Origin of the sequence: Nonomuraea thailandensis, from assembly GCF_024172165.1 — a bacterium.
Taxonomy (GTDB): Bacteria; Actinomycetota; Actinomycetes; order Streptosporangiales; family Streptosporangiaceae; genus Nonomuraea; species Nonomuraea thailandensis.
Map to the genome: position 1 here is coordinate 5,625,522 of NZ_JAMZEB010000002.1, position 26,175 is coordinate 5,651,696.

18 protein-coding genes are annotated in these 26,175 nt (G+C 73.3%); 7 read left to right on the forward strand and 11 right to left on the reverse strand.

All coding sequences use genetic code 11. The features are described from left to right. The first annotated feature begins 218 nt into the window (after positions 1-218). The 3 genes from HD597_RS29405 to HD597_RS29415 are packed head-to-tail and all read left to right on the forward strand — an operon-like array spanning position 219 to position 8,727. The gene (locus HD597_RS29405; protein ID WP_253746157.1) at positions 219-4,169 is read left to right on the forward strand and encodes a HAMP domain-containing hybrid sensor histidine kinase/response regulator; all 3,951 of its coding nucleotides are present in this window, start codon (positions 219-221) and stop codon (positions 4,167-4,169) included. A 22-nt stretch (positions 4,170-4,191) separates the two neighbouring features. Beyond that, positions 4,192-6,561 (forward strand): SpoIIE family protein phosphatase, encoded by a 2,370-nt coding sequence (locus HD597_RS29410; RefSeq protein WP_253746158.1) that lies wholly within the window; start codon positions 4,192-4,194, stop codon positions 6,559-6,561. Positions 6,562-6,621: 60 nt separating this feature from the next. After that, positions 6,622-8,727, forward strand: coding sequence for a DEAD/DEAH box helicase (locus tag HD597_RS29415; protein WP_253746159.1), 2,106 nt, complete (start codon positions 6,622-6,624; stop codon positions 8,725-8,727). Between the two features lie 63 nt (positions 8,728-8,790). Here the strand turns inward: HD597_RS29415 and HD597_RS29420 are convergent, their stop codons facing one another. From HD597_RS29420 to HD597_RS29435, 4 genes are read right to left on the reverse strand one after another with little or no spacing between them, the layout of a single operon-like run. Continuing rightward, entirely contained in the window at positions 8,791-11,412 is a 2,622-nt protein-coding gene (locus tag HD597_RS29420; RefSeq protein ID WP_253746160.1) for a CHAT domain-containing protein, read from the reverse strand. Positions 11,413-11,427: 15 nt separating this feature from the next. Beyond that, complete coding sequence (locus tag HD597_RS29425) at positions 11,428-11,922, reverse strand: hypothetical protein (protein WP_253746161.1); 495 nt, start codon at positions 11,920-11,922, stop codon at positions 11,428-11,430. Beyond that, entirely contained in the window at positions 11,922-12,599 is a 678-nt protein-coding gene (locus HD597_RS29430; protein WP_253746162.1) for an RNA polymerase sigma factor, read from the reverse strand. The genes HD597_RS29425 and HD597_RS29430 overlap by 1 nt, the downstream gene beginning before the upstream one ends. Beyond that, positions 12,599-14,194, reverse strand: coding sequence for a S8/S53 family peptidase (locus tag HD597_RS29435; RefSeq protein WP_253746163.1), 1,596 nt, complete (start codon positions 14,192-14,194; stop codon positions 12,599-12,601). The genes HD597_RS29430 and HD597_RS29435 overlap by 1 nt, the downstream gene beginning before the upstream one ends. 193 nt (positions 14,195-14,387) lie before the next feature. On the opposite strand from HD597_RS29435, the gene HD597_RS29440 reads away from it, so the two are divergent. Continuing rightward, on the forward strand, positions 14,388-16,094 hold the full coding sequence (locus HD597_RS29440) for a carbohydrate-binding module family 20 domain-containing protein (protein ID WP_253746164.1): 1,707 nt from the start codon (positions 14,388-14,390) through the stop codon (positions 16,092-16,094). Here HD597_RS29440 and HD597_RS29445 read toward each other — a convergent pair whose 3' ends face one another. The 6 genes from HD597_RS29445 to HD597_RS29470 all read right to left on the reverse strand — a co-directional run bounded on the left by HD597_RS29445 (position 16,095) and on the right by HD597_RS29470 (position 22,168). Beyond that, positions 16,095-17,021, reverse strand: coding sequence for an alpha/beta hydrolase (locus HD597_RS29445; protein ID WP_253746165.1), 927 nt, complete (start codon positions 17,019-17,021; stop codon positions 16,095-16,097). After that, positions 17,018-17,758 carry a phytanoyl-CoA dioxygenase family protein gene (locus HD597_RS29450; protein WP_253746166.1) on the reverse strand — a complete coding sequence of 247 codons (741 nt, stop codon included), beginning with the start codon at positions 17,756-17,758 and terminating at the stop codon, positions 17,018-17,020. Before HD597_RS29450 ends, HD597_RS29445 begins: the two co-directional genes overlap by 4 nt. A gap of 105 nt (positions 17,759-17,863) precedes the next feature. Further along, the gene (locus tag HD597_RS29455) at positions 17,864-19,651 is read right to left on the reverse strand and encodes a hypothetical protein (RefSeq protein ID WP_253746167.1); all 1,788 of its coding nucleotides are present in this window, start codon (positions 19,649-19,651) and stop codon (positions 17,864-17,866) included. 60 nt (positions 19,652-19,711) lie between these two features. Further along, on the reverse strand, positions 19,712-20,905 hold the full coding sequence (locus tag HD597_RS29460) for an MFS transporter (RefSeq protein ID WP_253746168.1): 1,194 nt from the start codon (positions 20,903-20,905) through the stop codon (positions 19,712-19,714). 48 nt (positions 20,906-20,953) lie between these two features. Beyond that, complete coding sequence (locus HD597_RS29465) at positions 20,954-21,532, reverse strand: TetR/AcrR family transcriptional regulator (protein ID WP_253746169.1); 579 nt, start codon at positions 21,530-21,532, stop codon at positions 20,954-20,956. Positions 21,533-21,574: 42 nt separating this feature from the next. After that, complete coding sequence (locus HD597_RS29470) at positions 21,575-22,168, reverse strand: TetR/AcrR family transcriptional regulator (protein WP_253746170.1); 594 nt, start codon at positions 22,166-22,168, stop codon at positions 21,575-21,577. A 41-nt stretch (positions 22,169-22,209) separates the two neighbouring features. On the opposite strand from HD597_RS29470, the gene HD597_RS29475 reads away from it, so the two are divergent. After that, on the forward strand, positions 22,210-23,385 hold the full coding sequence (locus HD597_RS29475) for a macrolide family glycosyltransferase (protein WP_253746171.1): 1,176 nt from the start codon (positions 22,210-22,212) through the stop codon (positions 23,383-23,385). Positions 23,386-23,419: 34 nt separating this feature from the next. Beyond that, positions 23,420-24,394, forward strand: coding sequence for an aldo/keto reductase (locus tag HD597_RS29480; RefSeq protein ID WP_253746172.1), 975 nt, complete (start codon positions 23,420-23,422; stop codon positions 24,392-24,394). Positions 24,395-24,433: 39 nt separating this feature from the next. Here the strand turns inward: HD597_RS29480 and HD597_RS29485 are convergent, their stop codons facing one another. Then, a complete protein-coding gene (locus HD597_RS29485; RefSeq protein ID WP_253746173.1) occupies positions 24,434-24,895 on the reverse strand; it encodes a nucleoside 2-deoxyribosyltransferase domain-containing protein in 462 nt (153 codons plus the stop codon). A gap of 113 nt (positions 24,896-25,008) precedes the next feature. On the opposite strand from HD597_RS29485, the gene HD597_RS29490 reads away from it, so the two are divergent. Further along, complete coding sequence (locus HD597_RS29490; RefSeq protein WP_253746174.1) at positions 25,009-26,133, forward strand: DUF418 domain-containing protein; 1,125 nt, start codon at positions 25,009-25,011, stop codon at positions 26,131-26,133. Positions 26,134-26,175: the final 42 nt, after the last annotated feature.

The window sequence follows — 26,175 nt, forward strand, 5'->3', positions numbered from 1 at the left end:
GCGACATTAAAGCGATGAACTCGCTATTGCAAGAAGGTCGCAATAGAGCACTATGTGTGAGTAGACCGATCCGCTTCCGTCCCACCCGAAATTGTGCTCACCCCGCGTACACGTCCTGTGATAGATAGATGACAACCTGGGGTTAGCCCGCACCGCGGGCAGATCCGGCTAATGTCTCCGCTACCTGAGGAAGCCCGGGCGAGTACGGAGGACCGGTCATGGGCGACTCCACCGTCGGCACGTCCCATTCGTCCGCGCGTAACAAACGCGCCCGAGGCCCGGGAGAGGCCGGCGAGGAGCCGGAGCTGCGCCGGCTGCTGGCGGGGCTGACAGCCGTCAGGGACGGCGACTTCCGCACCAGGCTCCCCGACGACGCCGACGGGCTGCTCGGCGAGATCGCCTCGGTCTTCAACGGCATGGTGGACCAGCTCTCCCTGTTCACCTCCGAGGTGACGCGGGTGGCCCGCGAGGTCGGCACCGAGGGCCGGCTGGGCGGCCAGGCCGAGGTGCCCGCGGTCTCCGGCACCTGGAAGGACCTCACCGAGTCCGTCAACGCGATGGCGGGCAACCTCACCGACCAGGTACGCAGCATCGCCCAGGTCACCACGGCCGTGGCGCGCGGCGACCTGTCGCAGAAGATCACCGTGCACGCGCGCGGCGAGATCCTGGAGCTGAAGAACACCGTCAACACGATGGTCGACCAGCTCTCCTCCTTCGCCGCGGAGGTCACCAGGGTGGCCCGCGAGGTCGGCACCGACGGCAGGCTCGGCGGCCAGGCCGACGTCAAGGGCGTGGCCGGCACCTGGCGGGCGCTGACCGACTCGGTGAACTTCATGGCCGGCAACCTCACCGACCAGGTGCGCAACATCTCGCAGGTCGCCACCGCCGTGGCCCGCGGCGACCTTTCGCAGCGCATCACGGTCTCGGCCCGCGGCGAGATCCTGGAGCTGAAGAACACCCTGAACACGATGGTCGACCAGCTCTCCTCCTTCGCCGACGAGGTGACCAGGGTGGCCGGCGAGGTCGGCACCGAGGGCAACCTGGGCGGCCAGGCCACGGTCCGGGGGGTCTCCGGCACCTGGAAGGACCTGACGGAGAACGTCAACGTCATGGCCTCCAACCTGACCAACCAGGTGCGCAGCATCGCCCAGGTGGCCACCGCCGTGGCCCGCGGCGACCTGTCACAGAAGATCACCGTGGAGGCCAAGGGCGAGGTCGCGGCCCTGGCACAGACGATCAACACGATGGTCGACACGCTCAGCGCGTTCGCCGACGAGGTGACCCGCGTGGCCCGCGAGGTCGGCACGGAGGGCCAGCTCGGCGGTCAGGCCCGCGTCCCGAACGTGGCCGGCACCTGGAAGAACCTCACCGACAACGTCAACTCGATGGCCGACAACCTGACCAACCAGGTGCGCAGCATCGCCCAGGTCACCACGGCGGTGGCCAGGGGCGACCTGACCCGCAAGATCGACGTGGACGCCCGCGGCGAGATCCTGGAGCTGAAGACCACGATCAACACGATGGTCGACCAGCTCTCCTCGTTCGCCGCCGAGGTCACGCGCGTGGCCCGCGAGGTGGGCAGCGAGGGCAGGCTGGGCGGCCAGGCCGAGGTCGAGGGTGTCTCCGGCACCTGGAAGCGGCTGACGGAGAACGTCAACGAGCTGGCCGGCAACCTCACCCGCCAGGTCCGTGCCATCGCCGAGGTGACCAGCGCGGTCACCTCCGGTGACCTGACCAGGTCGATCACCGTGGACGCCGAGGGCGAGCTGGCCGACCTCAAGGACAACATCAACTCGATGGTGAAGTCGCTGCGCGAGACGACCAACGCCAACGAGCAGCAGGACTGGCTGAAGTCCAACCTGGCCCGCATGTCGGGCCTGATGCAGGGGCACCGCGACCTGGCCACGGTGGCCGAGCTGGTGATGAACGAGCTGGCGCCGCTGGTCTCGGCCCAGTACGGCGCGTTCTTCCTGGTCGAGGAGAGCGAGCTGCAGCTCATCAGCGCCTACGGCTACCCGGCGGACCCGGAGCGGCCGACCCGGTTCAGGATCGGCGAGGCGCTGGTCGGGCAGGCGGCGCGCAGTCGCAGGACGATCGCGATGACCGACCTGCCGACCGGCTACATCACCATCTCCTCGGGCCTGGGCAGGACCGACCCCACGTCGGTGATCGTGCTGCCGATCGTGGTCGAGGAGCAGGTGCTGGGCGTGATCGAGCTGGCCTCGGTGCAGGCGTTCACGCCGGTGCACCGGGCCTTCCTCGACCAGCTCATGGAGACCATCGGCGTCAACCTCAACACGATCGTGGCCAACGCGCGCACCGACGAGCTGCTCAAGGAGTCGCAGCGGCTGGCCTCGGAGCTGCAGGCGCGCTCGGAGGAGCTGCAGAGCCAGCAGGAGGAGCTGCAGCGCTCCAACGCCGAGCTGGAGGAGAAGGCGACGCTGCTGGCCCGCCAGAACCAGGACATCGAGACCAAGAACCTGGAGATCGAGCAGGCCAGGCAGGAGCTGGAGGCGCGGGCGCACCAGCTCTCGCTGGCCTCCACCTACAAGAGCGAGTTCCTCGCCAACATGAGCCACGAGCTGCGCACCCCGCTCAACTCGCTGCTCATCCTGGCCCAGCTCCTGGCCCAGAACCACACCCGCAACCTCACCCCGAAGCAGGTGGAGTACGCCGGGATCATCCACTCCGCCGGCTCGGACCTGCTGCAGCTCATCAACGACATCCTCGACCTGTCCAAGGTCGAGGCGGGCAAGATGGACATCAACCCGGAGTGGGTGCAGCTGCGCAAGCTGCTCGACTACGTGGAGGCCACCTTCCGGCCCATGACGGGCCAGAAGAGCCTCGCCTTCCGCGTCACCACCGCGCCCGGCGTGCCCGCCGAGCTGCTCACCGACGACTCGCGGCTGCGCCAGGTGCTGCGCAACCTGCTCTCCAACGCGGTCAAGTTCACCGAGACGGGCAGCGTGGAGCTGCGCATCGAGCCGGCCGCGCCGGGCGAGCTGCCCGTCACCGTGCGCCCGCACGGCCCCGCCATCGCGCTGCGCGTCCTCGACACCGGCGTGGGCATCCCCGAGCAGCAGCTCGAAGTGATCTTCGGGGCGTTCCAGCAGGCGGACGGCACGACGAGCCGCAAGTACGGCGGGACCGGCCTGGGCCTGTCGATCTGCCGCGAGATCGCCTACCTGCTGGGCGGCGCCATCACCGTGCAGAGCACGCCGGGCCAGGGCAGCGTGTTCACGCTGTTCCTGCCGGTGGCGCGGCCCGGGTTCGAGGTCGTGCCGGCGGAGGGCGAGCCCGCACAGCCGGCGGAGCGGGCGCCGGTGGCCGCCCGGCGGCTGCTGGTCATCGAGGAGCGCCGCAACGGGCTGCTGTCGCTGGTGTCCGAGAGCGTCGTGGGCGACCTGGCCGGCACGCGCGACCACGACGGGACGATGGAGGTCGTCACGGCGGCGGGCGCGGAGGAGGCGGCCGTGATGCTGGGCGGCGAGCCCTGCCACTGCATCGTGCTGGACCTCAGCATGCCGGACATGTCGGCTTATCACCTGCTGGACGTCATGGACCGCGACCCGCGCCTGCACGGCGTGCCGGTGCTGGCGTACAACAGCTGGCGCTCGCACGCGCAGCAGGAGGTGGGCCTGGCGCACCAGCCGCTGGAGCTGCTGTCCAGCCTGGACGAGCTGCGCGAGCGCATCGCGCTGCACCTGACCGCCAACCAGCCGGGCGACGTGCTGCCCCTGGTCAGGACCGGCACCGTGGGCGCGGCGGCGGCCCGCGAGATCGACAACACCCTCGCCGGGCGCACCGTGCTGGTGGTGGACGACGACGCCCGCAACCTGTACGCGCTGACGAGCATGCTGGAGATCCACGGCATCAACGTGCTGCACGCCGAGAACGGCCGCAAGGGCATCGACACGCTGACGTCCCACGCGGAGACCGACCTGATCCTGATGGACGTCATGATGCCGGAGATGGACGGCTACACGGCGACGGAGACGATCAGGTCCATGCCGCAGTACGCCGACCTGCCGATCATCGCGGTCACCGCCAAGGCGATGCCGGGCGACCAGGAGAAGAGCCTGGCGGCCGGGGCCAGCGACTACGTGACCAAGCCGGTGGACGCCGACCATCTCATCGAACGCATCCAGCACTGGATGGACCCGTCCTGACGACCTCGCGAGGAGCGGCGACGTGCACGCAGACGACCAGGCGACTCCTCCCCACGCCCCCACGACCCCTGCCCCGGACGCGGACGGGTGGCCCGGCGGCGCCGCCGGGCAGCGCGACAGCGGTGAGGAGGCCGCGCAGGAGGATGATCTCGCCAGGCTGGCGGCGACCGTCGAACGGCTTCGGCGGCAGGCCGATCGGGCGCGGCGGGAGGCCGCCGGCCACGCCCTGATCGAGCTGGCCAAGGGCGTGCTGCTGGAACGCCTGCAGTGCGGCCCCGCGCAGGCGGCCGAGCAGCTCGCCACGCTGGCCGGCAAGGCGGGCGTGTCGCGGCTGGAGGTGGCCGCCGACATCGTCAACGAGGTCGCCAGGGACCGCATCGGCGCGGCGGGCGAGTCCGACCCGGAGGTCTCGGTACGGCTGCGCGCCGCCGAGAGCGCCGCGCTCGGGGCCCGCGACACCCAGGTGGTGGCCGTCGCGCTGCTGGAGCACGCGCTGACCCCGCTGGGCGCCACGGCGGTGGCGGTGTGGGCGGCCGAGCCGGGCGCCGCGCTCAGCCTGGCCGGGTACGCCGGCTTCGGCCCGGAGGAGGCCAGGCGATGGCGGCACGTCCCGCCGGGCGTGATCACCCCAGCCGGGCGGTCGCTGACGGAGCGGCGGATGATCTGGCACGCCGACGCGGGCCTGCCCGCCATCGGCCGGCTCGTCGCCGGCGGCGGCAGGGTCACGGTGCCGATGACGATGGCCGGCCGGATGCTCGGCGTGCTGGAGATCTGCTGGCCGCACGCGCTGCCCCCGCACCCGCCCAGGCTCGAACGGCAGATCGAGGCCATGGCCGAGCTGTGCGCGCACACGCTGGACGCGCCGTTCGCGCCGCTGACACCCTCCGCTCCCGCGCTGTCGGAGGTCGTGGACCTGGCCGACACGCTGCCCGACCCCGCCCTGGTGCTGCAGGCGCACCTGGACGCCAGAGGCGAGCCGGCCGACTTCCGGATCCGGCACGTCAACGAGCGCATCGCGGGCGGCGACGGGCTGCTGCTGGAGGCGTACCCGCTGGTGCCGGGCGGGCTGCTGCTGGAGGCCTACCCGCGGGCGGCGGGCGGGCTGTTCACCCGGCTGCTGCAGGTGCACGCCACGGGCCGGCCGTTCCGCGCCGAGCGGATGACGCTCGGCATGAGCCCGACCGGGGTGGCCGACGTCAGCCTCACCCGGCACGGCGACAGCGTGCTGATGGTGTGGCGCGACCACGACGAGGACGCGCGGCTGGCCGGGCTGCTGGCGGACGCCCAGCGGCTGGGCCGCATCGGCGGCTTCGAGGAGAGCGCCGTGACCGGCCAGATCACCTGGAACGCCCAGCTCTACTCCCTGTACGGCATGACCCCCGGCGACCGGCCGATCCCGCTGGAGCGGCTGCGCGACCACGCCCATCCCGACGACGAGATCGCCATCGGCCGCTTCCTGCGCACGGTGCTGCACCACCGGCGGTTCGCGGCGGTGGCGTTCCGGCTGGTGCGCCACGACGGGGTCACCCGCCACATGCGGGTGGTGGCCGAGCCCGCCTTCGGGCCGGAGGGACGGCTCATGGCGGTGCGGGGCGCGTACCAGGACATCTCCTCGCAACACTGGACGGAGGTCGCGCTGGCCGTCACCCGCGACCAGCTCGCCGACACCGAGGAGCGCTCCGCCGCGAGCAACCGCCTGGCCCTGCAGCTCCAGCAGGCGATCATGCCGCCGTCGCACGGCACGATGGAATCCCTCGGCCTGCACATCGCCGTGCGCTACCGGCCGGCGCAGAAGGAGGACCTGGTCGGCGGCGACTGGTACGACGCGGTCGCGCTGCCGTCCCGGCGGGTGCTGCTGTCGGTGGGCGACGTGGCCGGGCACGGCGTCGAGGCGGCCACGGGCATGGTGATCCTGCGCAACGCGCTGCGCGGCCTGGCCACGACCGGCGCGGGCCCCGCGCAGATCATGGACTGGCTGAACCAGGTCGCCCACCACCTCGCCGACCGGATGACCGCGACCGCCGTGTGCGCCCTGTACGACCCGCCCAGCCGTGTCCTGCGCTGGGCCAGGGCCGGTCACCTGCCGCCCATCCTGCTGCGTGACGGGAGCGGCTCGGAGCTGCCCATGGTCAAGGGGCCGCTGCTGGGCGCGTTCACCGACGCCCGGTACGAGGAGGGCCGGCTCCAGTTGCGGGCCGAGGACACGCTGCTGATGTACACCGACGGGCTGATCGAGCGGCGTGACCACAACCTGCGCCACGCCCAGGACCAGCTCCTGACCATCGCCAGGCGCTCCGCCACCACGCTCGACCACCGCCTCGACGACCTGCTCATCCACTGCAACTCCGACACCGACGACGACACCTGCCTCATCGGCGTGCACCTGAGCTGACCCGCTCCCGACGCCCTGCCCCGTTGTCCGCCGGGCGGCTCAGTGGGCATCCTTGGTCCGGTGGACTTCAGGAACGCCGACCTGCTCCTGGCCGACGCGCGGGCCCTGCTGAGCGAGCACGCCTCCGTCCGCGCGCAGGCGCAGCACGCCCTCGACGCGCTGCGCCGCGACGTGGCCAGGGCCGGGCTGGAGGCGGTGCCGGTCTCGCGGCTGAAGGACGTGACCGACGGGCGGCTGCGCGTCGGCACGCTGGAGAAGGCCGGCTTCGCCACGGTGCGGCAGGTGCTGGAGGCCACGCCGTACGAGCTGCAGCTCCTGCCGGGGATCGGCGCGCGGACGGCCGGGCAGATCCACGCGGCCGCCCGGCAGATCGAGCAGGCCGCCGCCGAGGCCGCGAGCCTGCGCCTGGACGTGGACCGTCCCGACCACCACACCACGGAGCTGGTGGTCGCGCTGCACCGCCTGGTGGGCGCGGGCCCGGACCTGCCCAGGGCGCTCGACGCCGCCGGCGACCTGGCGGGACGGCTGGCGCCGCTGCTGGCGCAGGCGCGGCCCGCGCGCAGCAGGCTGCGGATGATGTTCACGCTGCCGGCGCGGCGCCGGCGGGCGCGGGAGGCGGTCGAGGCCGTCGAGGGCCTGCTGGCCGGCGCCGCCGCGACGCGGCTGCTGCTGGCCCAGGTCACGACGGACCTGCTGCGCCCGCCGGCCCGCGACTTCGAGGCGTGGGCGGACTTCGAGTCGCGCTCGCCGGAGTACTTCGCCCTGCTGGCGGAGCTGGCCGGGGAGCCGCTCGGCACCGGGCAGGGGATGCTGCCGGACGACCTGGCGGCCAAGGTCGCCGCGCAGCCGCTGGACGACAGCCACCGGCGGGTGTCCCTGCGCGGCTACCAGGCGTTCGGGGCCCGCTTCGCGCTCGTCCAGGAGCGCGTGATCATTGGTGACGAGATGGGGCTGGGCAAGTCGATCGAGGCCGTCGCGGCGCTGGCGCACCTGCGGGCGGCCGGCGACACGCACTTCCTGGTGGTCTGCCCGGCCAGCGTGCTGATCAACTGGGTGCGGGAGATCGGCTCGCGCAGCACGCTGCGCGCCTACCCGCTGCACGGCCCCGACCGGCTCGCGGCCCAGCGGGAGTGGCTGCGGCAGGGCGGCGTCGCGGTGGCCACCCTGGACGGGCTGCACCGGCTCGAAGGCACGGAGGCGCCGCTCGGCATGCTGGTGGTGGACGAGGCCCACTACGTGAAGAACCCGGAGACCAAGCGGTCGCGGGCGGTCGCCGCGTGGTGCGGGCGGGCGCGGCGGGTGCTGTTCCTGACCGGGACGCCGATGGAGAACCGGGTGGAGGAGTTCCGGACGCTGATCTCGTACCTGCGGCCCGACCTGGCCGCCGGGCTGCGCAGCAGCGACGTCGTGGCGGGGGCGCAGGCCTTCCGCAAGGCGGTCGCGCCCGTCTACCTGCGGCGCAACCAGCAGGACGTGCTGGCCGAGCTGCCGGAGCGGGTGGAGGCCGACGAGTGGGTGGAGTTCAGCGGGGCCGACTTCGAGGCGTACCGGGAGGCGGTGGCCGCGGGCAACTTCATGGCCATGCGCCGCGCCGCCTACGCCGAACCGGCCACCTCGGCCAAGCTCAAGCGGCTGCTGGAGCTGGTCGGGGACGCCGAGGCCAACGGGCTGAAGGTGGTGGTGTTCTCGTACTTCCGCTCGGTGCTCGCCACCGTGGAGGCGGCGCTGGACGGCCGGGCGCACGGCCCGCTGTCCGGCGACGTGACGGCCGAGCGGCGGCAGCGGATGGTGGACGAGTTCTCGGCCGCCGCCGGGCACGCGGTGCTGCTCAGCCAGGTGCAGGCGGGCGGGGTGGGGCTGAACCTCCAGGCCGCGTCGGTGGTCATCCTGTGCGAGCCGCAGGTCAAGCCGAGCATGGAGGCGCAGGCGGCGGGGCGCGCGCACCGGATGGGGCAGGTGCGCCGGGTGCAGGTGCACCGGCTGCTCACCGTGGACTCGGTGGACCAGCGCATGCTGGACATCCTGCGCCGCAAGTCGGCGCTGTTCGACGCCTACGCCAGGCGCAGCGACCTGGCCGAGTCCACCGCCGACGCCGTGGACGTATCGGAGCAGTCGCTGGCCAGGCAGGTGGTCGAGGAGGAGCAGCGCCGCCTGCTGCCCGGCTGACCCGGACCGTGACCGGCCCGCGCAGCGGCGCCGTCGGCTGCCCGGCCGAGCTCGACCGGCTGGTCAGCCCGCGCCGAAGCAGACGAACGTGCACGCGGGCTCCCCCTCCGCGGCCGCCGCGAGCGCGTCGGCGGGGGAAGCGCCGAGCGCCACGCCCCGGTGGTAGGCCGTCATGACCCGCTCGGCCACGGCGTCGGGCACGCGGGTGAGGCTGGAGATCACGGTGGACGTGCCGAGGTGGAGCAGGGCCGCGGTGAAGCCCAGCAGCTCGTCGCCCGCCCTGACCACCGCCTGCCCCACGTCGCACGCCGACAGCACCACGTGCCCCGGCGTCCTGTCCAGGCGCTGCAGGTCGTGGGCCATCAGGGGGCCGTCGGCCAGGTCGAGGCGGGAGAAGAGCACGTTCTCGCGCTCGTGGTGCCCGTGGGCGGCGAAGTGGGCGAAGGAGGCGCCGTCGAGCGCGGACAGGGTGGCCGACACGGTGGCCCGCTCCCCTCGCAGCGTGCGCGCCTTCGGATGCACCGCGCCCAGCCGCTCGATCTCCCGCTCGGCGTGCTCCAGGTCGGGCCCGGCGACCAGGACGGAGGAGCTGCCGTCCCGGACGAACGGCTCCGTGGCGCGCCGGGCGGCCAGCCAGACCAGGGCGGACGGCGCCACCGTCAGCGGCCTGCCACGCAGTCCGGGCAGCAGACCCCAGGGCACGGCGGACAGGCCCATGGTCGGGATCAGCACGATCCCCCTGGCGGCGGACAGCGCCTGCCGCAGCGGCGCCGCGAGCGCGCCGGCGAGCACGCCGAGCTGGCGCTGGACGGAGGCCTCGATCACCGCTCTCAGCGCGGGCCGCAGGTTGCGCCCCGCCTGGGCGTTGAGGTCGCCCGCCAGTCGCCGCGCCGCCTCCGCCACCGGCTCGTACGCGCTGAGCCTGTGCAGGTGGCAGCGGCCGTCCACGAGCACCAGGGCGAGCAGCCCGCCGCCCACGTTGAGCAGGCTGACCAGGGCGAGCCCGTCCTCGGCCAGCGCCTCGTGCACCGCCGCGACCGGGGCGGGGGCCAGCCGCTCGCCGACGCCGGGAAGCTGCCAGCCACGCTCCCTGATCACCTGCTCCAGCTCCAGGCAGCGCCTGCGCAGGGCGGGGCGGCGGTGGCCCGCGGCCTCGTCGGCGTGCATCTGCTGGGCGAGCTGGCGCAGCTCGGCCAGCGCCTCGGCGGTCTGTTCGTCCTCGGGCGCGCGTGTCGGGCGGAACCTGAACGCCTGCGCCCTGCACCGCTCGGACCAGGCGAACACCTGCCGCGGCGAGCTGCCCGCCAGGGCCGCCCGCAGCCCGTGGGCCGCCAGGTCGGCGCCCAGGGCGGCCACGCCGGTGAGCAGGTCGAGGCTGCCCAGGGTGCCGCGGTGGGAGTCGATGAGGGCCAGGCCGGACCGGACCTTGCGCAGCGCCTGACCGCGGTGGCCCTGCGCGCCGGCCAGCTCGGCCTCCGCCAGGTGCCGCATCAGGCGCACGTCGAGCGGCTCACCCCCGCCCCGCCCGCCGCCCCGGGGCCGGGGGACCCCGGACGGCGACCCGGTGGCGAAGGTCGCGCCCTGGGGCGCGGCGGTGGTGGTTCCGGCGGCTGTGAGGTGGCCGGCGGCGATGTGGGCGCGTACCGAGACCAGGCGTGCAATCTCGCCGTCGTCCGGCATGTCGAGCTCGGCGAAGCGGGCCGCCAGGTCCGCGGCCCGCCTGGCCACCGACCGGGGCGCGGCGCCCCGGGCCAGGTCCGAGCGCAGCCGCATGAGCTCGGCCCGCCGGGCCCAGGCCTCGCTCCCCCGGCGGCGGAAGTGGGTCTCCGCCCGCCTGGCCCAGTCGCGCGCCTCGGCATGGCGGCCGGCGTCGAGCGCGCACTGGGCGCGGGCGAGCTCGGCCTCGGCGTAGTCCTGCATCAGGCGTTGCCTGCGGAAGCCGTCGATGGCCCGGTCGAGCGTGTGCCCGGCCTCGTCGGTCAGGCCCACGGCGAGCAGCGCGCGGGCCCGGTCCAGCGCGAGCACGGGCAGGAAGCCCGGGTTGACGTCCTGGTAGAGCCGCTCCACCCGGGCGAACACGCTCAGCGCGGCCGGCACGTCGCCGAGCAGCAGGTCGCAGTAGCCGTCGTTGTGCAGGGCCTTGGCGGCGATCACGGGATGGTCGTGGGTGTGCGCGAGCTGAGCGCTCCTGCGGGCGTCGTCCCTGGCCTGGCGGATGCGCCCGGTGTTGATGTGGATGACCGACCGGTTGAGCAGCACCCTGGCCAGCTCGACGCGGTCGCCGTCCAGCAGCAGCATGGGGGCGGCGATGTCCAGCTCGCGCAGCGCCTGGGCGCTGGAGCCCAGGCGCAGGTGCATCAGGCCGCGCTGGGCGTGCACGATGGCCACCGCCCCGGTCGGGGCCAGGCGCTGGGCCTCGTCGAGCAGCTCCATCCCGAGCTCGCTGCGGCCCTGCTCGGCCTCGGCGTGCGCGAGGCTGGTCAGCAGGCGGGCGAGCAGGTCGTCGTCGCCGGATGCGCCACTGGGAGTGCCGCTCGCAGGGGTGGCCCGGCCGAGCAGGGCGAGGGCCTGGCGGAGCCTGCGGGCGGCAAGGGCCGGGCGGCCGTTGTCGGTCGCCTCGACACTGAGCCGGTGCAGGCGCTCCGCCTGCTCCCGGAGAGTGCCCGCACCCCCGCTGTCGCGCATCCGGCCTCGCGGTGGTCAGAGGATGAGTGAGGGCGTCACCGCCAGTATCGTCGCCTGCGCCGGATCATCAAGTCCCTGGCGCACCACGAGTTGCGACAGCCCCCTGGGCACCACGTCCAGCACGAACCGCCCCTGATCGTCGGCCCTGACGACATGGGCGCCCTCGCCGCAGCGCAGCTCCACCAGGTGGTCGCCGGGCGGCGCGAGCCAGCCGTCCACGCGGACGGCGTGCTCGTCACGCGCGCTGACGCTGATCATGATGGTGAGGATCTCGCTGTCGAACGTGATCGTCCGGCTGTCCTCGCCGCCGCGCACGCCCGCGGGCAGCACGTCCTCCTCCTGCGGCCGCAGGACCTCGAACTCGGGCGATTCCAGGGCCAGGGCGAACTGCAGGCGTTCGACGAGCGTCGCGGGCACGGGATCGACGACGCGGTAGAGGCTCGCGATCTCCTCGACGAGGTGCTGGTCCTCGGGGGTGAAGCGGGGGTGGTCCCCCTGGGCCGTGTTCATCAGGAACTCCAATCCGGGTCCTTCGCGAGCAGGAGGCGCAGCTTCGCGAAGCACCGGCCGCGCGTGGGCCCGATGCTGCCCATCGGCATGCCGAGCGCGGCGGCCACCGCGTCGTAGTGGGGCCGCGGCACGAAGGCGATGATCCTGAGCAGTTCGGCGCACCGCTTGGGCAGGCTCTCGACCGCGTGCCAGAGCGCGCGGCGCCGCTCGTCGTCCACGAGCAGCTCGTCGGGGGTGAGCACGCTGTCGGGCAGTTCGTCGAAGGTGTCGTCCCCGGGGAGGTCGTCCTTGCGGGAGGCGCGGCTGACGCGCCACGCCTCGCGGCGGGTGGTGGTGACGAGCCATTCGATCAGCGCGCCGGGAACGGAGATGGCGTTCAGGTGCCGCAGCAGGGTGAGCCAGGTGGTCTGGATGACGTCCTCGGCGGCCTGCTGGGTCAGGCCCTGGCTGCGCGCGGTGTGCCAGAGCACGGGGGTGAGCTCGGCGACGATGGCGTCGAGCGCGTCGCTGTCGCCCTGCCGCGCCTCTACGAGCAGCGCGGCGAGCCGGTCACGGCGCTGGGCGCGAGCGGTGTTCCGGGCGGTGTTCCGGGCGGTGTTCTGAGTGACGCTCTGGGCGGCACCCTGGACAGGGCTCTGGGTGGTGGGCGCACGTTCGAGCGCGGGGTCGCCGGTCATCAGATCGGTACGACTTCCGGCCGCGAGACCTTGTCGTTGATCATCGTCTCGACGACCGTCCTGGCCCGTTCGACCCGGTCCACGCCCACCTGCCGCACCGTCTTGGTCAGCTCGGCGGCGATGGCGGCCGCGACGATCGGCGCGGCGAAGGACGTGCCGCTCCAGGCGCAGTGCGTCCCCATGGCGTCGCAGTCGAGCGAGGCGCGCTCGCCGGTGCTGAGCGTGGCGTTCTGGGCGCCGCGGAACTGCGGCGGGAACGTGCTGACGACCATGGCGCCGGGCGCCCGCCACCGTACGGCGGGGTGCTCGTTGCTGAAGATGGCGATCGTGCCGTCGGGGTTCTTGGCGGCGACGCCGAGCATGGGCGCCAGCGGCGGCCCGGGGACGGCCGTGTCCGACAGGGCGGCGAGGTAGAACGGCCTGGTGGTGGCGTAGTTGCCGGCGGCGTTGACGACGACGACGCCGCGCGCCCGGAGCTGGTTGACCTTGTCGAACAGCGCCTGCATGGCCGCGTCACCGGTCTCGGCGAAGCCGCCGAAGGAGCAGCACAGCACGTCCACGGCCTGACCGTCGTCCAGCAGCGCCAGCAGGCGGTCGAGCGCCGCGTGCAGGGCCTCGCCGGGGACGACGCCGTCGCTGTGCATGACCTTGTACATCAGGACGCGGGCGTCGGGCGCGATCTGCGCGATGAGGCCGGCCAGCATGAGGCCGTGACCGGTGTGCGAGTTGAGGGTGCCGACCAGCGGGTTGGGCAGGTGGCCGAGGTCCTCGTACCCGACGAGCCTGGCGATGTCGCGGCCCTGGTAGGCGGGGTGGGTGTCCTCGATGAGCTGCTGCCCGTCCGGGTCGACGGTCAGGAACGCGTCGGGGTCGGTCACGGGCCTGAACCAGGGGTGCGCGGCCACGCCGGTGTCCAGGGTGACCACGGTGATCCTGGGCCCGCCGAGCTCCTCGGGCGTGCGGCGGCGCGGCGGCCCGGCCACCACGGTGACGGGGGTGCGGCCGTAGCCGGGGCGGCTGGTGCCGCCGGGCTCGTCGGTCACGGCGTGCCCGCTGGTGGCGGGCTCGCCGCCGAGGTCGAGCGAGCCGATGCCGCTGGTGGCCGAGCCCACGAACAGGTGGTCCAGCGAGATCTTCTCCAGGCCCTCCCTGTCGGTCAGGATGTCGGGCTCCTCGCGCAGGGCCCGGCGGACGGCCCTCAGGGCGGGCCACGCGTCCGCCTTGACGTCGACGGCGCCTTCGGCGACCGTCAGGACCGCGGGCAGCCAGGCGATCTCGCGGGCGGGCTCCCTGTCGCGGGCGCGCTCGACGCTCTCCTCCGACAGCTTGAGCCCGACGGTGCCCAGCGCCGAGTTGATCCAGTCCGTGTCGTCCCGGTTGGCGAGCAGGTGCGCGGGGACGAGGAGCACGTCCGCGCGGTAGACCGTCGAGTCGGGCCGGGTCTCGCCGTCGTCCAGGCCGACGGCCCACGGATCGAGGACCTTGGCTCCGTGCCGGTCCAGGATCTCCCGGGGAAGGGTGAAGCCCTGCCAGGACGGCCCGAACTTCTCGCTGGGGCCGGCCTTGGGAGCCTCGGGGATGTAGTCGATGGTCATGCGCCGTCTCCGTTCTTCCCTCTGTGGCGTACGAGAGCGGATCAGGTGCGGCGATACGCGCCGGCTAATAACGGAATGGTCACGATCCCACAGCGTCTGAATACTTGCAGAAAGTTTCCGCAAAGTCCTTGCAAAGCCTGACGCCGCTGGGTAACTTCCGGGCAATCCCCCCGACACTCCAAGAGAGCGCACCATGAAGCGACTGAAGGCAGGCATCGCCGCCCTGTTCACCATGGCGGCCCTGCTCGTGAGCACCGGCGCGGCACAGGCCGCCCCTCCCGGCGACAGGGACGTGATCGCCAACCTCTGGAGCTGGAACTGGAACTCCGTGGCCAGGGAGTGCGCCGATCACCTCGGCCCGGCCGGCTACGGCGGCGTCCAGGTCTCCCCGCCCCAGGACTCCCTCACCAGGGGCGGCGCCGTCTGGTGGGACGTCTACCAGCCCGCCGGCTACACCCTGACCAGCAAGTTCGGCAACGAGAGCCAGTTCGCGGCGATGGTGCGCGCCTGCCACGACGCGGGCGTCAAGGTCTACGCCGACGCCGTCGTCAACCACATGACCGGCCAGGGCAGCACCAGCTACGGCGGCGCGAGCTTCACCAAGTACACCTACCCGGGCCTGTACTCGGCGGGCGACTTCCACTACTACGCCGAGGACTGCGGCAACTCCGACAACCTCATCCACGGCGGCGACTACGCCGGCAGCGCGCGCAACGTGCAGAACTGCGAGCTGGTGGGCCTGTCCGACCTGGAGACCGAGGAGCCGTACGTCCGCGGCGCCATCGCCGGCTACCTCAACAGGCTCATCGCCCTGGGCGTGGACGGCTTCCGCGTCGACGCCGCCAAGCACACCAGCCCCGCCGACCTGGGCGACGTCTACGGCAGGCTGAACGGCTCGCCGTACATCTACCAGGAGGTCATCTACGGCCCCGGCGAGGCGGTGCAGCCCGGCCAGTACACCGGGATCGGCGACGTGCTGGAGTTCCAGTACGGCCGCTACCTGCGCGAGAAGTTCCACGGCAACATCGCGGACCTGCGCACGTTCGGCGAGACCTGGAGCGGCATGCAGCCGTCGGGCAGGTCCGTCACGTTCGTCGCCAACCACGACACCGAGCGCGGCAGCGGCGCGCTCAGCTACAAGGACGGCCCGGTGTACCGGCTGGCCACCATCTTCCAGCTCGCCTGGAACTACGGCACGCCCCAGGTGTACGACGGCTTCACCTGGAGCGACAGGGAGGCGGGCCCGCCGCACACGAACGGGTTCGTCCGCGACGCCGTGTGCGGCGCCGGCTGGGAGTGCCTGCACCGCGATCCGGCGATCACCGGCATGGTGCGCTTCCACAACGCGGTCAGGGGCGCCCCGGTCGCCAACTGGAGCTCCCCGAACTCCGACGTGATCGCCTTCAGCCGCGGCGCCGGCGGCTGGATCGCGATCAACAACGGCACCGGCTCGTACACGGGCACCTTCCCGACCGGGCTGCCCGCCGGCACGTACGCCGACCTGACCGGCTCCGGCGCCGTCACCGTGAACGGCGGCGGCCAGGCCACCGTCACCGTGCCCGCCAGGGGCGCGGTCGCGATCGTCACCGGCGGCACGACCACCCCGCCCGCCCAGGTCCCCGTCACCTTCGGCGTCCACGCCACCACCACCTGGGGCACGAACGTCCACCTCGTCGGCTCCACCGGCGCGCTGAAGAACTGGAACCCGGCCGAGGCCGTCCCGCTCTCCCCTGCCTCCTACCCGGTGTGGCGCGCGACCGTGACGCTGCCGGCGAACACGTCCTTCGAGTACAAGTTCATCAAGAAGGACGGCTCGGGGAACGTCACGTGGGAGAGCGGCGCCAACCGCGCCTACACGACCGGCTCCTCGGCCGCGACGATCGACGCCACCTGGAAGTGATCAGGCGCCCATCGCGGCGCGCAACATCGGCAGGGCCCGCTCCAGCGCCCGCTCCCAGTAGGGCCAGGTGTGCGTGCCCGCGCCGTAGAAGTCGGTGGTGATCTCCGCGCCGGCCGCCCGCGCCCGCTCGGCGAACACCGTCGCCTGGCTCAGCAGCGCCGCCTCGAAGTCGGCCGTCGCGCCCGGCGGGTCCAGCGGCCCCGGTCGCCCGTCGCCGCAGGACACGTAGAGCGGCACCCCGCCCAGCCTCCCCGCGAGGAGGGCGGGGTTGTGCTCGTCCCACGCCTGCCCGTCAGGTTCGCCCCACAGGGCGGCGGCGTCCTCGCCGTTCTGCTGGAGCAGCCGCCGCACGCCGGAGCGGTCGCCGGTGGTGTCGAGCACGCCGGAGAAGGACGCCGCCGCGCGGAACAGGCCGGGATGGCGGGCGGCGTACACCATGGCGCCCAGCCCGCCCATCGACAGTCCGGCGATCGCCCGGTCCGGCCCGGCCCCGAACTCGGCCTCGATCAGCGGGATCAGCTCCTCGATGTGGAAGGTCTCCCACTTCGGGCCGCGTACCCAGTCGGAGTAGAAGCCGACCCGGCCGCCCTCCGGCACCACCACGATGGCGGGCAGCCCGGCGGTCAGCCGCTCCGCGCCGCCCTCGTCCACCCAGCCGAGATGACCGGCGCCGCAGCAGCCGTGCAGCAGGTAGAGCACCGGCCAGGGGCCGGAGCCCCGGGTCCAGCCGCGCGGGAGCAGCACGCGTACCGGGGTTTCGCGGCCGAGCGCGCGCGAGGCCACGGTCAGCGCCTGACCGCGCTCGCCCGCCTGCTCCCGCTCGACGATCCGCACGCCGTCCACCTGGGGGGCGGGCGGCACCGGAGCGGGCGTGCAACCGAGTGCCAGGACCGCGAGCGCCGCCACGAGCGCGGCCCGGGCTCTCATCGCCCGGCCAGGGGGTCGAAGCCGCGCAGCATCATGCCCTGGCCACGCGAGCGGTGCACGTCGCCGGCGGGCCGGTCCTCGGGGTCGCGGTACTGGACGAGCAGCGTCGTACGGGCCTCGCCCGACCGGTTGATCCCGGACCCGTGCACGGTCAGGTAGCCGATGAACAACACGTCGCCCGCCTCCGCCTCGACCGGCACCGCCTCCTCCAGCGGCCACCGCTCCGGCGGCAGGTGCCAGCCGCCCTCCTCGACGTGCGGCAGCGGCCCCTCCCGGTGGCTGCCCGGCACGACCCGCACGCAGCCCTTCTCCTCGGGCGCGTCGTCGAAGTGGAAGATGGCCGCGCCGACCGTGTGGCGGGTGTGCGGGAAGTGCGCGGCGTCCTGGTGCATCGGGAACGGCGAACCCTTCTGCGCGGGCTTGACGAAAATCTTGGTGTGGTGGAGCTGGACGTTCTCCGACCCGATCAGGGCCGCCGCCACGTCGGTGAAGCGCGGATCGAGCATGAGCCGGGCGAACGCGGCCGAGTGGAACTGGGCGTCGTGGCAGTGGCGCAGCTCGGTGGCGACCCCGGCCAGCCGCCTGGCGCTGCCCCAGGTGGGGTCGTACGGGCGTAACCGCGACAGCACCGCGTGGCACTCCGCGCGGTAGGCGCGCGCCTCCTCCTTGCCGATCAGCCCTCTGACCAGCAGATAACCGTGATCCCGGTAGAACCGGGTCATCGAAGAATCGCTCATCCCACACTCCCGGTGCCGCGCGGTCCCTCCCACTGTGTGCCCGCGAGGCCGCCGGGGGAAGAGCGGCGGCCCGCGCCGCCGCTCTTCCCGCGCCACCCTTCCGCGCTACCGGCAGGTCACCGGGTAGGCGGCCCGCATGGCGGGCTTGTTGTGGTTGAGCACCTCCAGGACGACCGTGCCGTCCTTGCGCTCGGGACGGTCCCAGTGGGCCGCCTGGACCTCCAGGATGCCGCTCTGGCCGACCTTGAGCGTGTCGGGCGCGGTGGGGTCGCCGTCGGTGACCCAGCGGTAGGTGATCTCCGTGCCGGGGGCCGCGGCGAACGCGCCGTGCGCGGTCACGTACGGGGCGTCCGCGCAGTCACCGTGGTAGGCGACCGGCCACAGCTCGGTGATCTCCACGGCGCCGGGCGAGGGCTCGCGCTCCTTGCACGTCCACGTGTAGCTCTCCTGCATGAACGGCTTGTCGTGGTTGAGCACCTCCAGGCGGACGGTTCCGGTGCCGCTGGTGCGGGCGGAGCCGTACCAGAAGTCGCCGATCTTGCTCTTGACGCCGGGCCTGAGCACCTCGCTCCTGGTCGGGCCGGGCTTGCCGTCGATGACGAGGCGGTACTTGACCTCGGCCTCGCGGTCGGTGGTCACCAGCCCGTCGGCGCGCAGGCCGTACGAGCCGTCGCACACGCCGTGGAAGACCGGCGTCAGCAGGTAGTGGAAGGTGAGCTTGGCGTCGCCGGGCTGGTCGGTGCAGGAGAAGGCGAACTCGCGCGTCACCGGCTCCGCCGGGCCGCCCTCGGTCATCAGGCCGAGCGTGTGGCGGCCGGCACCGGCGCGCTCCAGCGACCACGCGGCGGTGACGTCCTGGGCGCGGGGCTGGTCGGAGGCGGCGAAGTCGAGCACCTGCTGCTGCCACTTGTTGCCGTCCAGGATCCACCAGTACGTGACCTTCGCGGCGGGGCCGGCGGGCAGCGCGATGCGGCCGGTGGCCTGGTAGGCGACCGGTTCGAGGCATTCGCCCGCGTAGTCGCCCGGGGTGAGGCCGGTGATGCTCGGCACCGGCTTCTGCGTGGGGGGCGGGGTCGGCGCCGGGGTGGTGGGCGCCGGGGTGGTCGGCGCCGGGGTGGTGGGCGGGGGCGAGGCCGGCGGGGCGGACCTGCAGGTCACCTGGTACGCCGCCCGGCCCGAGTCATGGCCTGCCGTGATCAGCCGGATCGCCTTCCACCCGCTGGTGGAGCTGCCCACCGCCATCGGCAGCACGACCTGGCGGCTGCGCGGCCCGCCCGAGGCGAAGGACAACGACTGGGCCTGCCCCTCACCGGTGGCGCTGTCGATCCACTGGTAGTCCACCTTGGCCGGGGTGCGCGACACCTGGATCGTGCCGGTGAAGCGCACGGTCGCGGGGCACGTCCCGCCGTACGAGGGCGGGTCGGCCGTCACGGACGCGGCGGCGACCAGCGGTTTGCCGGGCCTGGCGGGCAGGTGGTGCCGGTCGTCCCAGACCGTGACCGGCCCCCGGCAGGTGACACTGAACCTGGCCTTGGCCGACAGGCCCTTCCTGCCCAGGACCTCGACCGCCTGCCAGCCTGAGGTGGTGCGGTCGAAGGTCTGGCGGTCCCGCACGACCACCGCGCGCGTCCGGCTCACGCGCGCGCTCTTGACGGCGCTGCGGCTGCCGTCGCCGCGTACCCAGCGGTAGCGGACGGTGCCCGCGCCCTTGGCGGCGGCGATCACGGCCGAGAAGCCGACGGTCGTGGGGCAGCCGCCGGACTGCTTGGCGGGGCTCGCCTTGACCTGGGCCACCTTGACGGCCGGACCGGGAGCGGAAGCCGCGGCGGGTGGCGGGGCGGCCAGCAGACCGCTGAGCAGTGCGGCGCCCAGCAGCAACGCTGTCCTTCTCATCTCTGGGGGTCCCTTTCTACGCTTGTCGAAGGGACCACGATCCTCAACCGGCCTTGGACGTCACTTGGATCCCTCTTGTAACGGGGTGGCCGGCTCCGTCGTCCGGGCCCGGTCGCGCGTCCAGGCGTACGCGCTCACGCCGATCCCCGCGACCGTGACCGCCGCCGCCACCAGGTAGAGGGCGCGCAGCCCGAGCCCGCCGTCGATGACGCGCCCGCCCAGCCAGGCGGCGAAGGCGGCGGCGAGCTGGTAGGCCGAGGCGTTGACGGCCATGGCCAGGGTGGGCGCCGCCGCCGCGCTGGACAGCACGCGCGCCTGCATGCCGGGGATGACCGAGAAGCCGAGCGCCCCGAGCACGAACACCATCACGGCCGTGGCCGCCGGGCTGCCGCTGAGCGCCCACGTGGCCGGCAGTGCCGCCGCGAGCGCGGCCAGCAGCCCGAGCTGGGAGCGCATGGGCGCCCGGTCCGCCAGCCGGCCGCCCGCGACGTTGCCGGCCACCGCGCCCACGCCGTACACCAGCAGCAGCACGGCCACCGCCCCGGCGGCGAACCCGGTCACCTCGGTGACCAGCGGGGCGAAGAAGGTGAACACCATGAGCAGCCCCGCGTTGGCCACGGCGGTCACGGCGATGGCGAGCAGCACGTCGCCGCGGCGGAAGACGCGCAGCTCGGCCACGGCGGAGGTGGCGGGGGTGGCCTCGCGCACGTCCGGCACCAGCCGCCCGACGAGCAGCAGGCCGATCGCGCAGCACGCGGCGATGGCCAGGAACGGGGCCCGCCAGCCCTGGCCGGCGCCCAGGAACGTGCCGATCGGCGCGCCGAGGATCATCGCCAGGTTCATGCCGAGCACGAGCCTGGACACCGTGGACGCCTGCCTGCCGGGCGCGGCGGCGGAGACGGCGATGACGACGGCGTTGGCGAAGAACGTGGAGGTCACCAGGGCGGTGACGACGCGGGCCGCGAAGAGCACGGGGTAGGCGGGCGCGAGCGCGGAGGCGAGGTTGCCCGCGGCGGCGATGCCGAGCAGGACCAGGATGAGCGGTTTGCGCGGGTAGCGGGCGGTCAGCGCGGTCAGCACGGGGCCGCCCGCGATCATGCCGATGGCGTACGCCGTCACCAGCAGCCCGGCGGCGGGGACGGAGACGGCCAGGTCGCGGGCGACGTCCGGCAGGATGCCGGCGATGACGAACTCGCCGGTCGTGATGGCGAACACGCACCACATCAGCGCCGGCACGGCGGCTTTGGAGATCACTCAATTCCCTTCTTTATAGGTGGGTACAGAAACGGGACACGGCGAGACTCACAGGAGCGCGACGGCTCCCTCGACGACGTCGAGCAGCGCGTCGCGGTCGTCGGTGACCTTGGCGAGCACGCGCAGCCCGTAGTAGGCGCTCTGGAAGGCCCGCGCCACCTGGAGCGCCGGCCGGCCGGCCGGCAGCTCGCCCGCGGCCTGCCCGACCAGCACGAGCCGGTGGATCGCCTGCTCCAGGTCGTCGAACTGCCGCCGCACCAGCCCCGGGACGGCACCCGTGCGCCCGCCCGCCTCGCCCGCCGCGTTCAGGGCCAGGCAGCCGCGGCGGCCGGGGTCCTCCATGTCGGCGTCGATGACGCCGATCATCAGGTCGCGCAGCCGGTCCTTGACGGAGCCGGGCTCGGCCAGTGACTGGAGCTGAGCCTCGGCCCTGGTGGCGGCGTAGTGGCGCAGCGCCTGCTCGTACAGGTGGTGCTTGCTGCCGAAGGCGTTGTAGAGGCTGCCGCGGCCGAGGCCGGTGGCGGCGCACAGGTCCTGGGTGGTGGTGGCCTCGTAGCCCTTCTCCCAGAACACCTTCATCGCCGCCTCGACGGCCGCCTCGTCGCTGAACTCGCGTGGCCTGCCCATGGAGGGCACGCTAGCGGATTCTGTACAGCACAGTAAAGAACCTCAGGTGGCCAGCCGGTCCAGGTGGTAGCGGACGGCGTCGAGGGCCTGCCGCGGCTCGCGGATGTCCGGCAGCAGGCCGGCGGCGAGCCCGTCGATCACGGCGAGCAGCACGACGGCCTCGCGCTCCGGATCCAGGCCGGGCCGCAACTCCCCGGCGCGCTGCCCCTGCCAGATGAGCTCGGCGACGCGCTCGCGCAGCCACCGGTCACCCTGCCGCAGGTCCTCGATCAGCTCGGGCACGCCGACGGCCAGGTCGGTGAACGCCTGACCGGCCCGGCGCTCGGCGCGGCGGCGCTCGTCGAGCGGCAACATCTCGGCCGCCATCGACAGCAGGAACGCGCGCACCGGACGCCCGGACGACTCCCCCATCCCGGCCACGATCCGCTCGGTCACCGTTTCACCCAGATATTTGACGACATAGCGGAGCATCTCGTCCTTACTGGTGAAGTAGTGCTGCACCGAGCCGAGCGACATGCCTGCCTCGGCCGCGACGTCGCGCAGCTTGGCCTGCCCGAGCCCGTCGCGCCCGGCGATGCGCAGCACGGCCTCGGCGACGTGGCGGCGGCGCTCCTCGTGGTCCACCTTCTTCGGCATCGATCCCCTTATTTCGTACCGTTGTATTATAATACAGCGGTATGGCAACCGTAGCGTTCTTCGCCCCCATCGGCGCCGGTCACGTCAACCCGACTCTCGGCCTGGCCGCCGAGCTCGTCCGGCGCGGGCACCGCGTCACGTACGCCACCACGGAGGCCAACGCCGCGCGGGTGGCCGAGACCGGCGCCGAGATCGTCCCCTGGACCTCCGCCTGGGACGCGCTGAGCCTGGACGACGTGCCCCAGATGCACGGCAAGGGCCTGGTCAAGGCGATGGGGCTGCTGCTCGGCGAGACGAGGTCCGCGCTGGCCCAGCTCGGCGCGGGCGAGCGCCCCGACCTGGTGGTGCACGACGGGCCGCTGTGCTGGTGGGGGCGCATCCTGGCGCACCGCTGGCAGGTGCCCTCGGTCGAGACCTGGCCGAACCTGGTCAGCAACGAGCACTGGTCGATGCAGCGGCGATACACCACGGTCAACCCGCTGAGCTTCGGGTTCCTGCGCGTGGTCCTGCGGCTCGGCGCCCTCCTGCGCAAGGAGGGGATCGGGGACGTGCAGGGGTTCATGCGCGGCGACCGGGCCGCGGTCCGGCTGGTGCTGCTGCCCCGGGCCTTCCAGTACGCGGGCGAGACGTTCGGCGAGGGGTACGCGTTCGTCGGCCCCGGCCTGACCGAGCGGTCCTACCAGGGCGGGTGGCAGCCGCCCGGCGACTCGCCCGTGGCGCTGGTCTCGCTCGGCACCGGCTACAACAACCGCCCCGGCTTCTACCGCGCCGTGATCGGCGGCGCGGCGGGCCTGCCGTGGCACGTCGTGCTGGCGGTGGGCGGCGTGGACCCGGCGGCCCTCGGCCCGATCCCGCCGAACGTCGAGGTGCACGCACACGTGCCGCAGCTCGCGGTGCTGCGGCGGGCGCGGGTGTTCGTCACCCACGCGGGCATGGGCAGCACGATGGAGAGCCTGCACTTCGGGGTGCCGATGGTGGCGGTGCCGCAGATGGCCGAGCAGCGGGCCAACGCCGACCGCATCGCCGAGCTGGGCCTGGGCAGGGCGTTGCCGGACAGCGGGCTCACCGGCTCGCAGGTGTGGGACGCGGCCGAGGAGGTGGCGGCCGATCCGCGCGTACGGGAACGGCTGGACTGGATGCGCGGGGAGATCGCCGAGGCCGGCGGCGCACCGGCGGCGGCGGACGAGGTGGAGAAGGTGCTTAACTGGGGGTCGTAAAACGATTCATCGCGATCTTTCCGGAAGGTCACCCTTGGACTACGAACGCCAGCCGTACAGGAGGTGCGGCCGCAGCGGGCTGCTCCTGCCCGCCGTGTCGCTCGGCCTGTGGCACAACTTCGGCGAGGGCAAGCCGCTCGACGGCCAGCGCGCCATCCTGCACAAGGCCTTCGACCTCGGCATCACGCACTTCGACCTCGCCGACCGCTACGGCCCGCCGATCGGCGCCGCCGAGGCGGCCTTCGGCAGGCTGCTCCCCCGGTCGCTGCGTGACGAGGTGGTGGTCACCACCAAGGGCTACAACCCCATGTGGGACGGCCCGTACGGCGTGGGCGGCTCGCGCAAGCACCTGCTGGCCACCCTCGACCGCTCGTTGCAGCGGCTCGGCCTCGACTACGTGGACATCTTCTACCTGCACCGCGACGACGAGGAGACGCCGCTGGAGGAGCAGGTGGCCACGCTGGACCACATGGTCCGCACCGGCCGCGCCCTCTACGTCGGCGTCTCCAACTTCTCCCCCGAGCGCACCGCCCAGGCCGCCCGCCTGCTGCGCTCGCTCGGCACCCCGCTGCTGGTGCACCAGCCGTCGTACTCGCTGCTGAACCGGCACATCGAGGACTCGCTGCTGGGCGTGCTGGAGGAGGAGGGCGTCGGGTGCGTCGTGTACTCCCCGCTGGCGCAGGGCCTGCTGACCGACCGCTACCTGAACGGCATCCCGGCCGACTCGCGGGCGGCCGAGGGCCGGTTCCTGACGGCTGACCGGGTGACGCCCGAGGTGCTGGCGTTCGTGCGGGCGCTGTCGGAGCTGGCGAGCTCGCGCGGGCAGACGGTGGCGCAGCTCGCGCTGGCGTGGGCGCTGCGCGACCCGCGGATCACCTCGGTGCTCGTCGGCGCCTCCAGCCCCGAGCAGCTCGAGGCGAACGTGGCGGCCGTGGACCGGCTCGACTTCACCGAGGACGAGCTGGCCACCATCGAGCGCGCCGCCAAGGAGTCCGGCGTCCAGGCCTGACCCCGGCCGGCGGGTGTCCCAGGGGCCGCCCGCCGGCACTCAGAGCAGGTCGCGCACGGCGTCCAGGGTGCCGGCGAGCGTCGTGCGCACCACCTCGCCGGGCCGGGCCAGGCGCGCCTGCCAGCGCACGTCCCGCTCCCGCGGAAAACCCGGATCGGCCCCCACCACGATCCGCCGCGCCGGGTTGTCCAGCGCCGCCCCCAGCTCCAGCAGCGCGATCGGCTGCGTGCTGTCCCCCGGCGGGAACCAGAACATGGTCAGCACCCCCGGCAGGTGCAGGTGGTGGTGCTCCCAGGCGATCTGGACCGGCGTCTGCGCCGGATCCCCGATCGGGAAGTCGCGGCGGCGCGGGTTGAGCACGACCGCGCCGAGCCGCCCGAGCTCCCGCGCCGCCTCCCGCTGCCAGTCCGCCACCCCCGTGATCCCGCCGGCCAGGAACACCGCGGGCGGGTCTCCGGGCGCGGGCCGGTAGTAGTCGGGCGCCTCGTAGTAAGGGCTCACGGCGGCTCCTCCTCGTCGCGACTTCGGTCGCGCGCCGTACATCCATCGATGTACCGGCGATTTCGCTCCCCGGGACGACGGATGCCGGCCCGCGCGCCAGCACAGTTGAAGGTGTGGACAGACGCATCGACGCCCTGGACGTGCTGCGCGGCGTGGCCATCCTGGGCACGCTCGGCACCAACATCTGGATCTTCACCGATCCCGGCGGCCCGCCGGCGATCCTGAGCTTCGGCGGGGACCCCGGCGTGGCCGAGACGTTCCTGCGGTTCCTGTCCAACGGCAAGTTCCTCGGCCTGCTCACGCTGCTGTTCGGCGTCGGCCTGGAGCTGCAGTACCGCAGCGCGGTGCGCAGGGGCCTGGCGTGGCCGGGCCGCTATCTCTGGCGGGCGGCGCTGCTGTTCGCCGAGGGGGCGCTGCACTTCGTCCTGATCTTCGAGTTCGACGTGCTGATGGGGTACGCGCTGACCTCGATGATCGTCGCATATCTGATCGGCAGGAGCGAGCGCGCCGTCACGGCCTGGATGGTGGCGGCGGGCGCGGTGCTCGTGGCCCTGGTGAGCCTGGTGACGCTGGCCCTGCTGACAGCGCAGGCCCAGGCCGGGGGCGCCGCGCCGGCCGCGTACCCGGACGGCTGGCTCGACCAGGTGCGGCTGCGCCTGGACAACCTGGTGGTGTTCCGCGCGGAGCTGGTCCTCATCGTGCCGCTGGGCATCGTGCTGTTCCTGCTCGGGGCCCGCCTGCTGCGCGCCGGCGTGTTCGAGGAGCGGGGCGCGCGGCTGCGGGGCCGCCTGATGGCCGCCGGGCTCGGCCTCGGCGTGCCGCTGAACCTGCTGACGTCCTTCGCGGGGCCCGCCTGGTTCATGGTGGACCGTTACCTCATGGCGCCGCTGGTCGCCCTGGGCCTGCTGGCGCTGGTCACCTCGATCGTGCTCGGCATGAAGGGCGCGCCGGGCGTGCTGCGTAGGGGGCTCACCGGCGTCGGCCGCACGGCGTTGTCCTGCTACGTGTTCCAGAATCTGGCCGCAGGCGCGCTCTGCTACGGCTGGGGGCTGGGCCTGGCCGCCCGCTTCGACGGGCTGCGGCCCTGGTGGGTGCCGGTGGCCTGGGGCACGATCTGCCTGCTGTTCATGGTGCTGTCGTCGCTGTGGCTGCGCCGGTTCGAGCGCGGGCCGCTCGAGCTGGCCTGGCAGTGGGCGTATCTGGCGCCGTTCAGGACGCGCGCGCCAGCGCGGCGGTAGCCGGCGGGCTCTCCGCACCCCCGGGTCGGCGCCACGGGCCGG

Excerpts from the sequence above, each read along its gene's own strand:
- HD597_RS29405 (WP_253746157.1), top strand. The coding sequence starts at position 219 with ATGGGCGACTCCACCGTCGGCACGTCCCATTCGTCCGCGCGTAACAAA.
- HD597_RS29420 (WP_253746160.1), bottom strand. The coding sequence starts at position 11,412 with ATGCGCGACAGCGGGGGTGCGGGCACTCTCCGGGAGCAGGCGGAGCGC.
- HD597_RS29425 (WP_253746161.1), bottom strand. The coding sequence starts at position 11,922 with ATGAACACGGCCCAGGGGGACCACCCCCGCTTCACCCCCGAGGACCAG.
- HD597_RS29430 (WP_253746162.1), bottom strand. The coding sequence starts at position 12,599 with ATGACCGGCGACCCCGCGCTCGAACGTGCGCCCACCACCCAGAGCCCT.
- HD597_RS29435 (WP_253746163.1), bottom strand. The coding sequence starts at position 14,194 with ATGACCATCGACTACATCCCCGAGGCTCCCAAGGCCGGCCCCAGCGAG.
- HD597_RS29440 (WP_253746164.1), top strand. The coding sequence starts at position 14,388 with ATGAAGCGACTGAAGGCAGGCATCGCCGCCCTGTTCACCATGGCGGCC.
- HD597_RS29445 (WP_253746165.1), bottom strand. The coding sequence starts at position 17,021 with ATGAGAGCCCGGGCCGCGCTCGTGGCGGCGCTCGCGGTCCTGGCACTC.
- HD597_RS29450 (WP_253746166.1), bottom strand. The coding sequence starts at position 17,758 with ATGAGCGATTCTTCGATGACCCGGTTCTACCGGGATCACGGTTATCTG.
- HD597_RS29455 (WP_253746167.1), bottom strand. The coding sequence starts at position 19,651 with ATGAGAAGGACAGCGTTGCTGCTGGGCGCCGCACTGCTCAGCGGTCTG.
- HD597_RS29465 (WP_253746169.1), bottom strand. The coding sequence starts at position 21,532 with ATGGGCAGGCCACGCGAGTTCAGCGACGAGGCGGCCGTCGAGGCGGCG.
- HD597_RS29470 (WP_253746170.1), bottom strand. The coding sequence starts at position 22,168 with ATGCCGAAGAAGGTGGACCACGAGGAGCGCCGCCGCCACGTCGCCGAG.
- HD597_RS29475 (WP_253746171.1), top strand. The coding sequence starts at position 22,210 with ATGGCAACCGTAGCGTTCTTCGCCCCCATCGGCGCCGGTCACGTCAAC.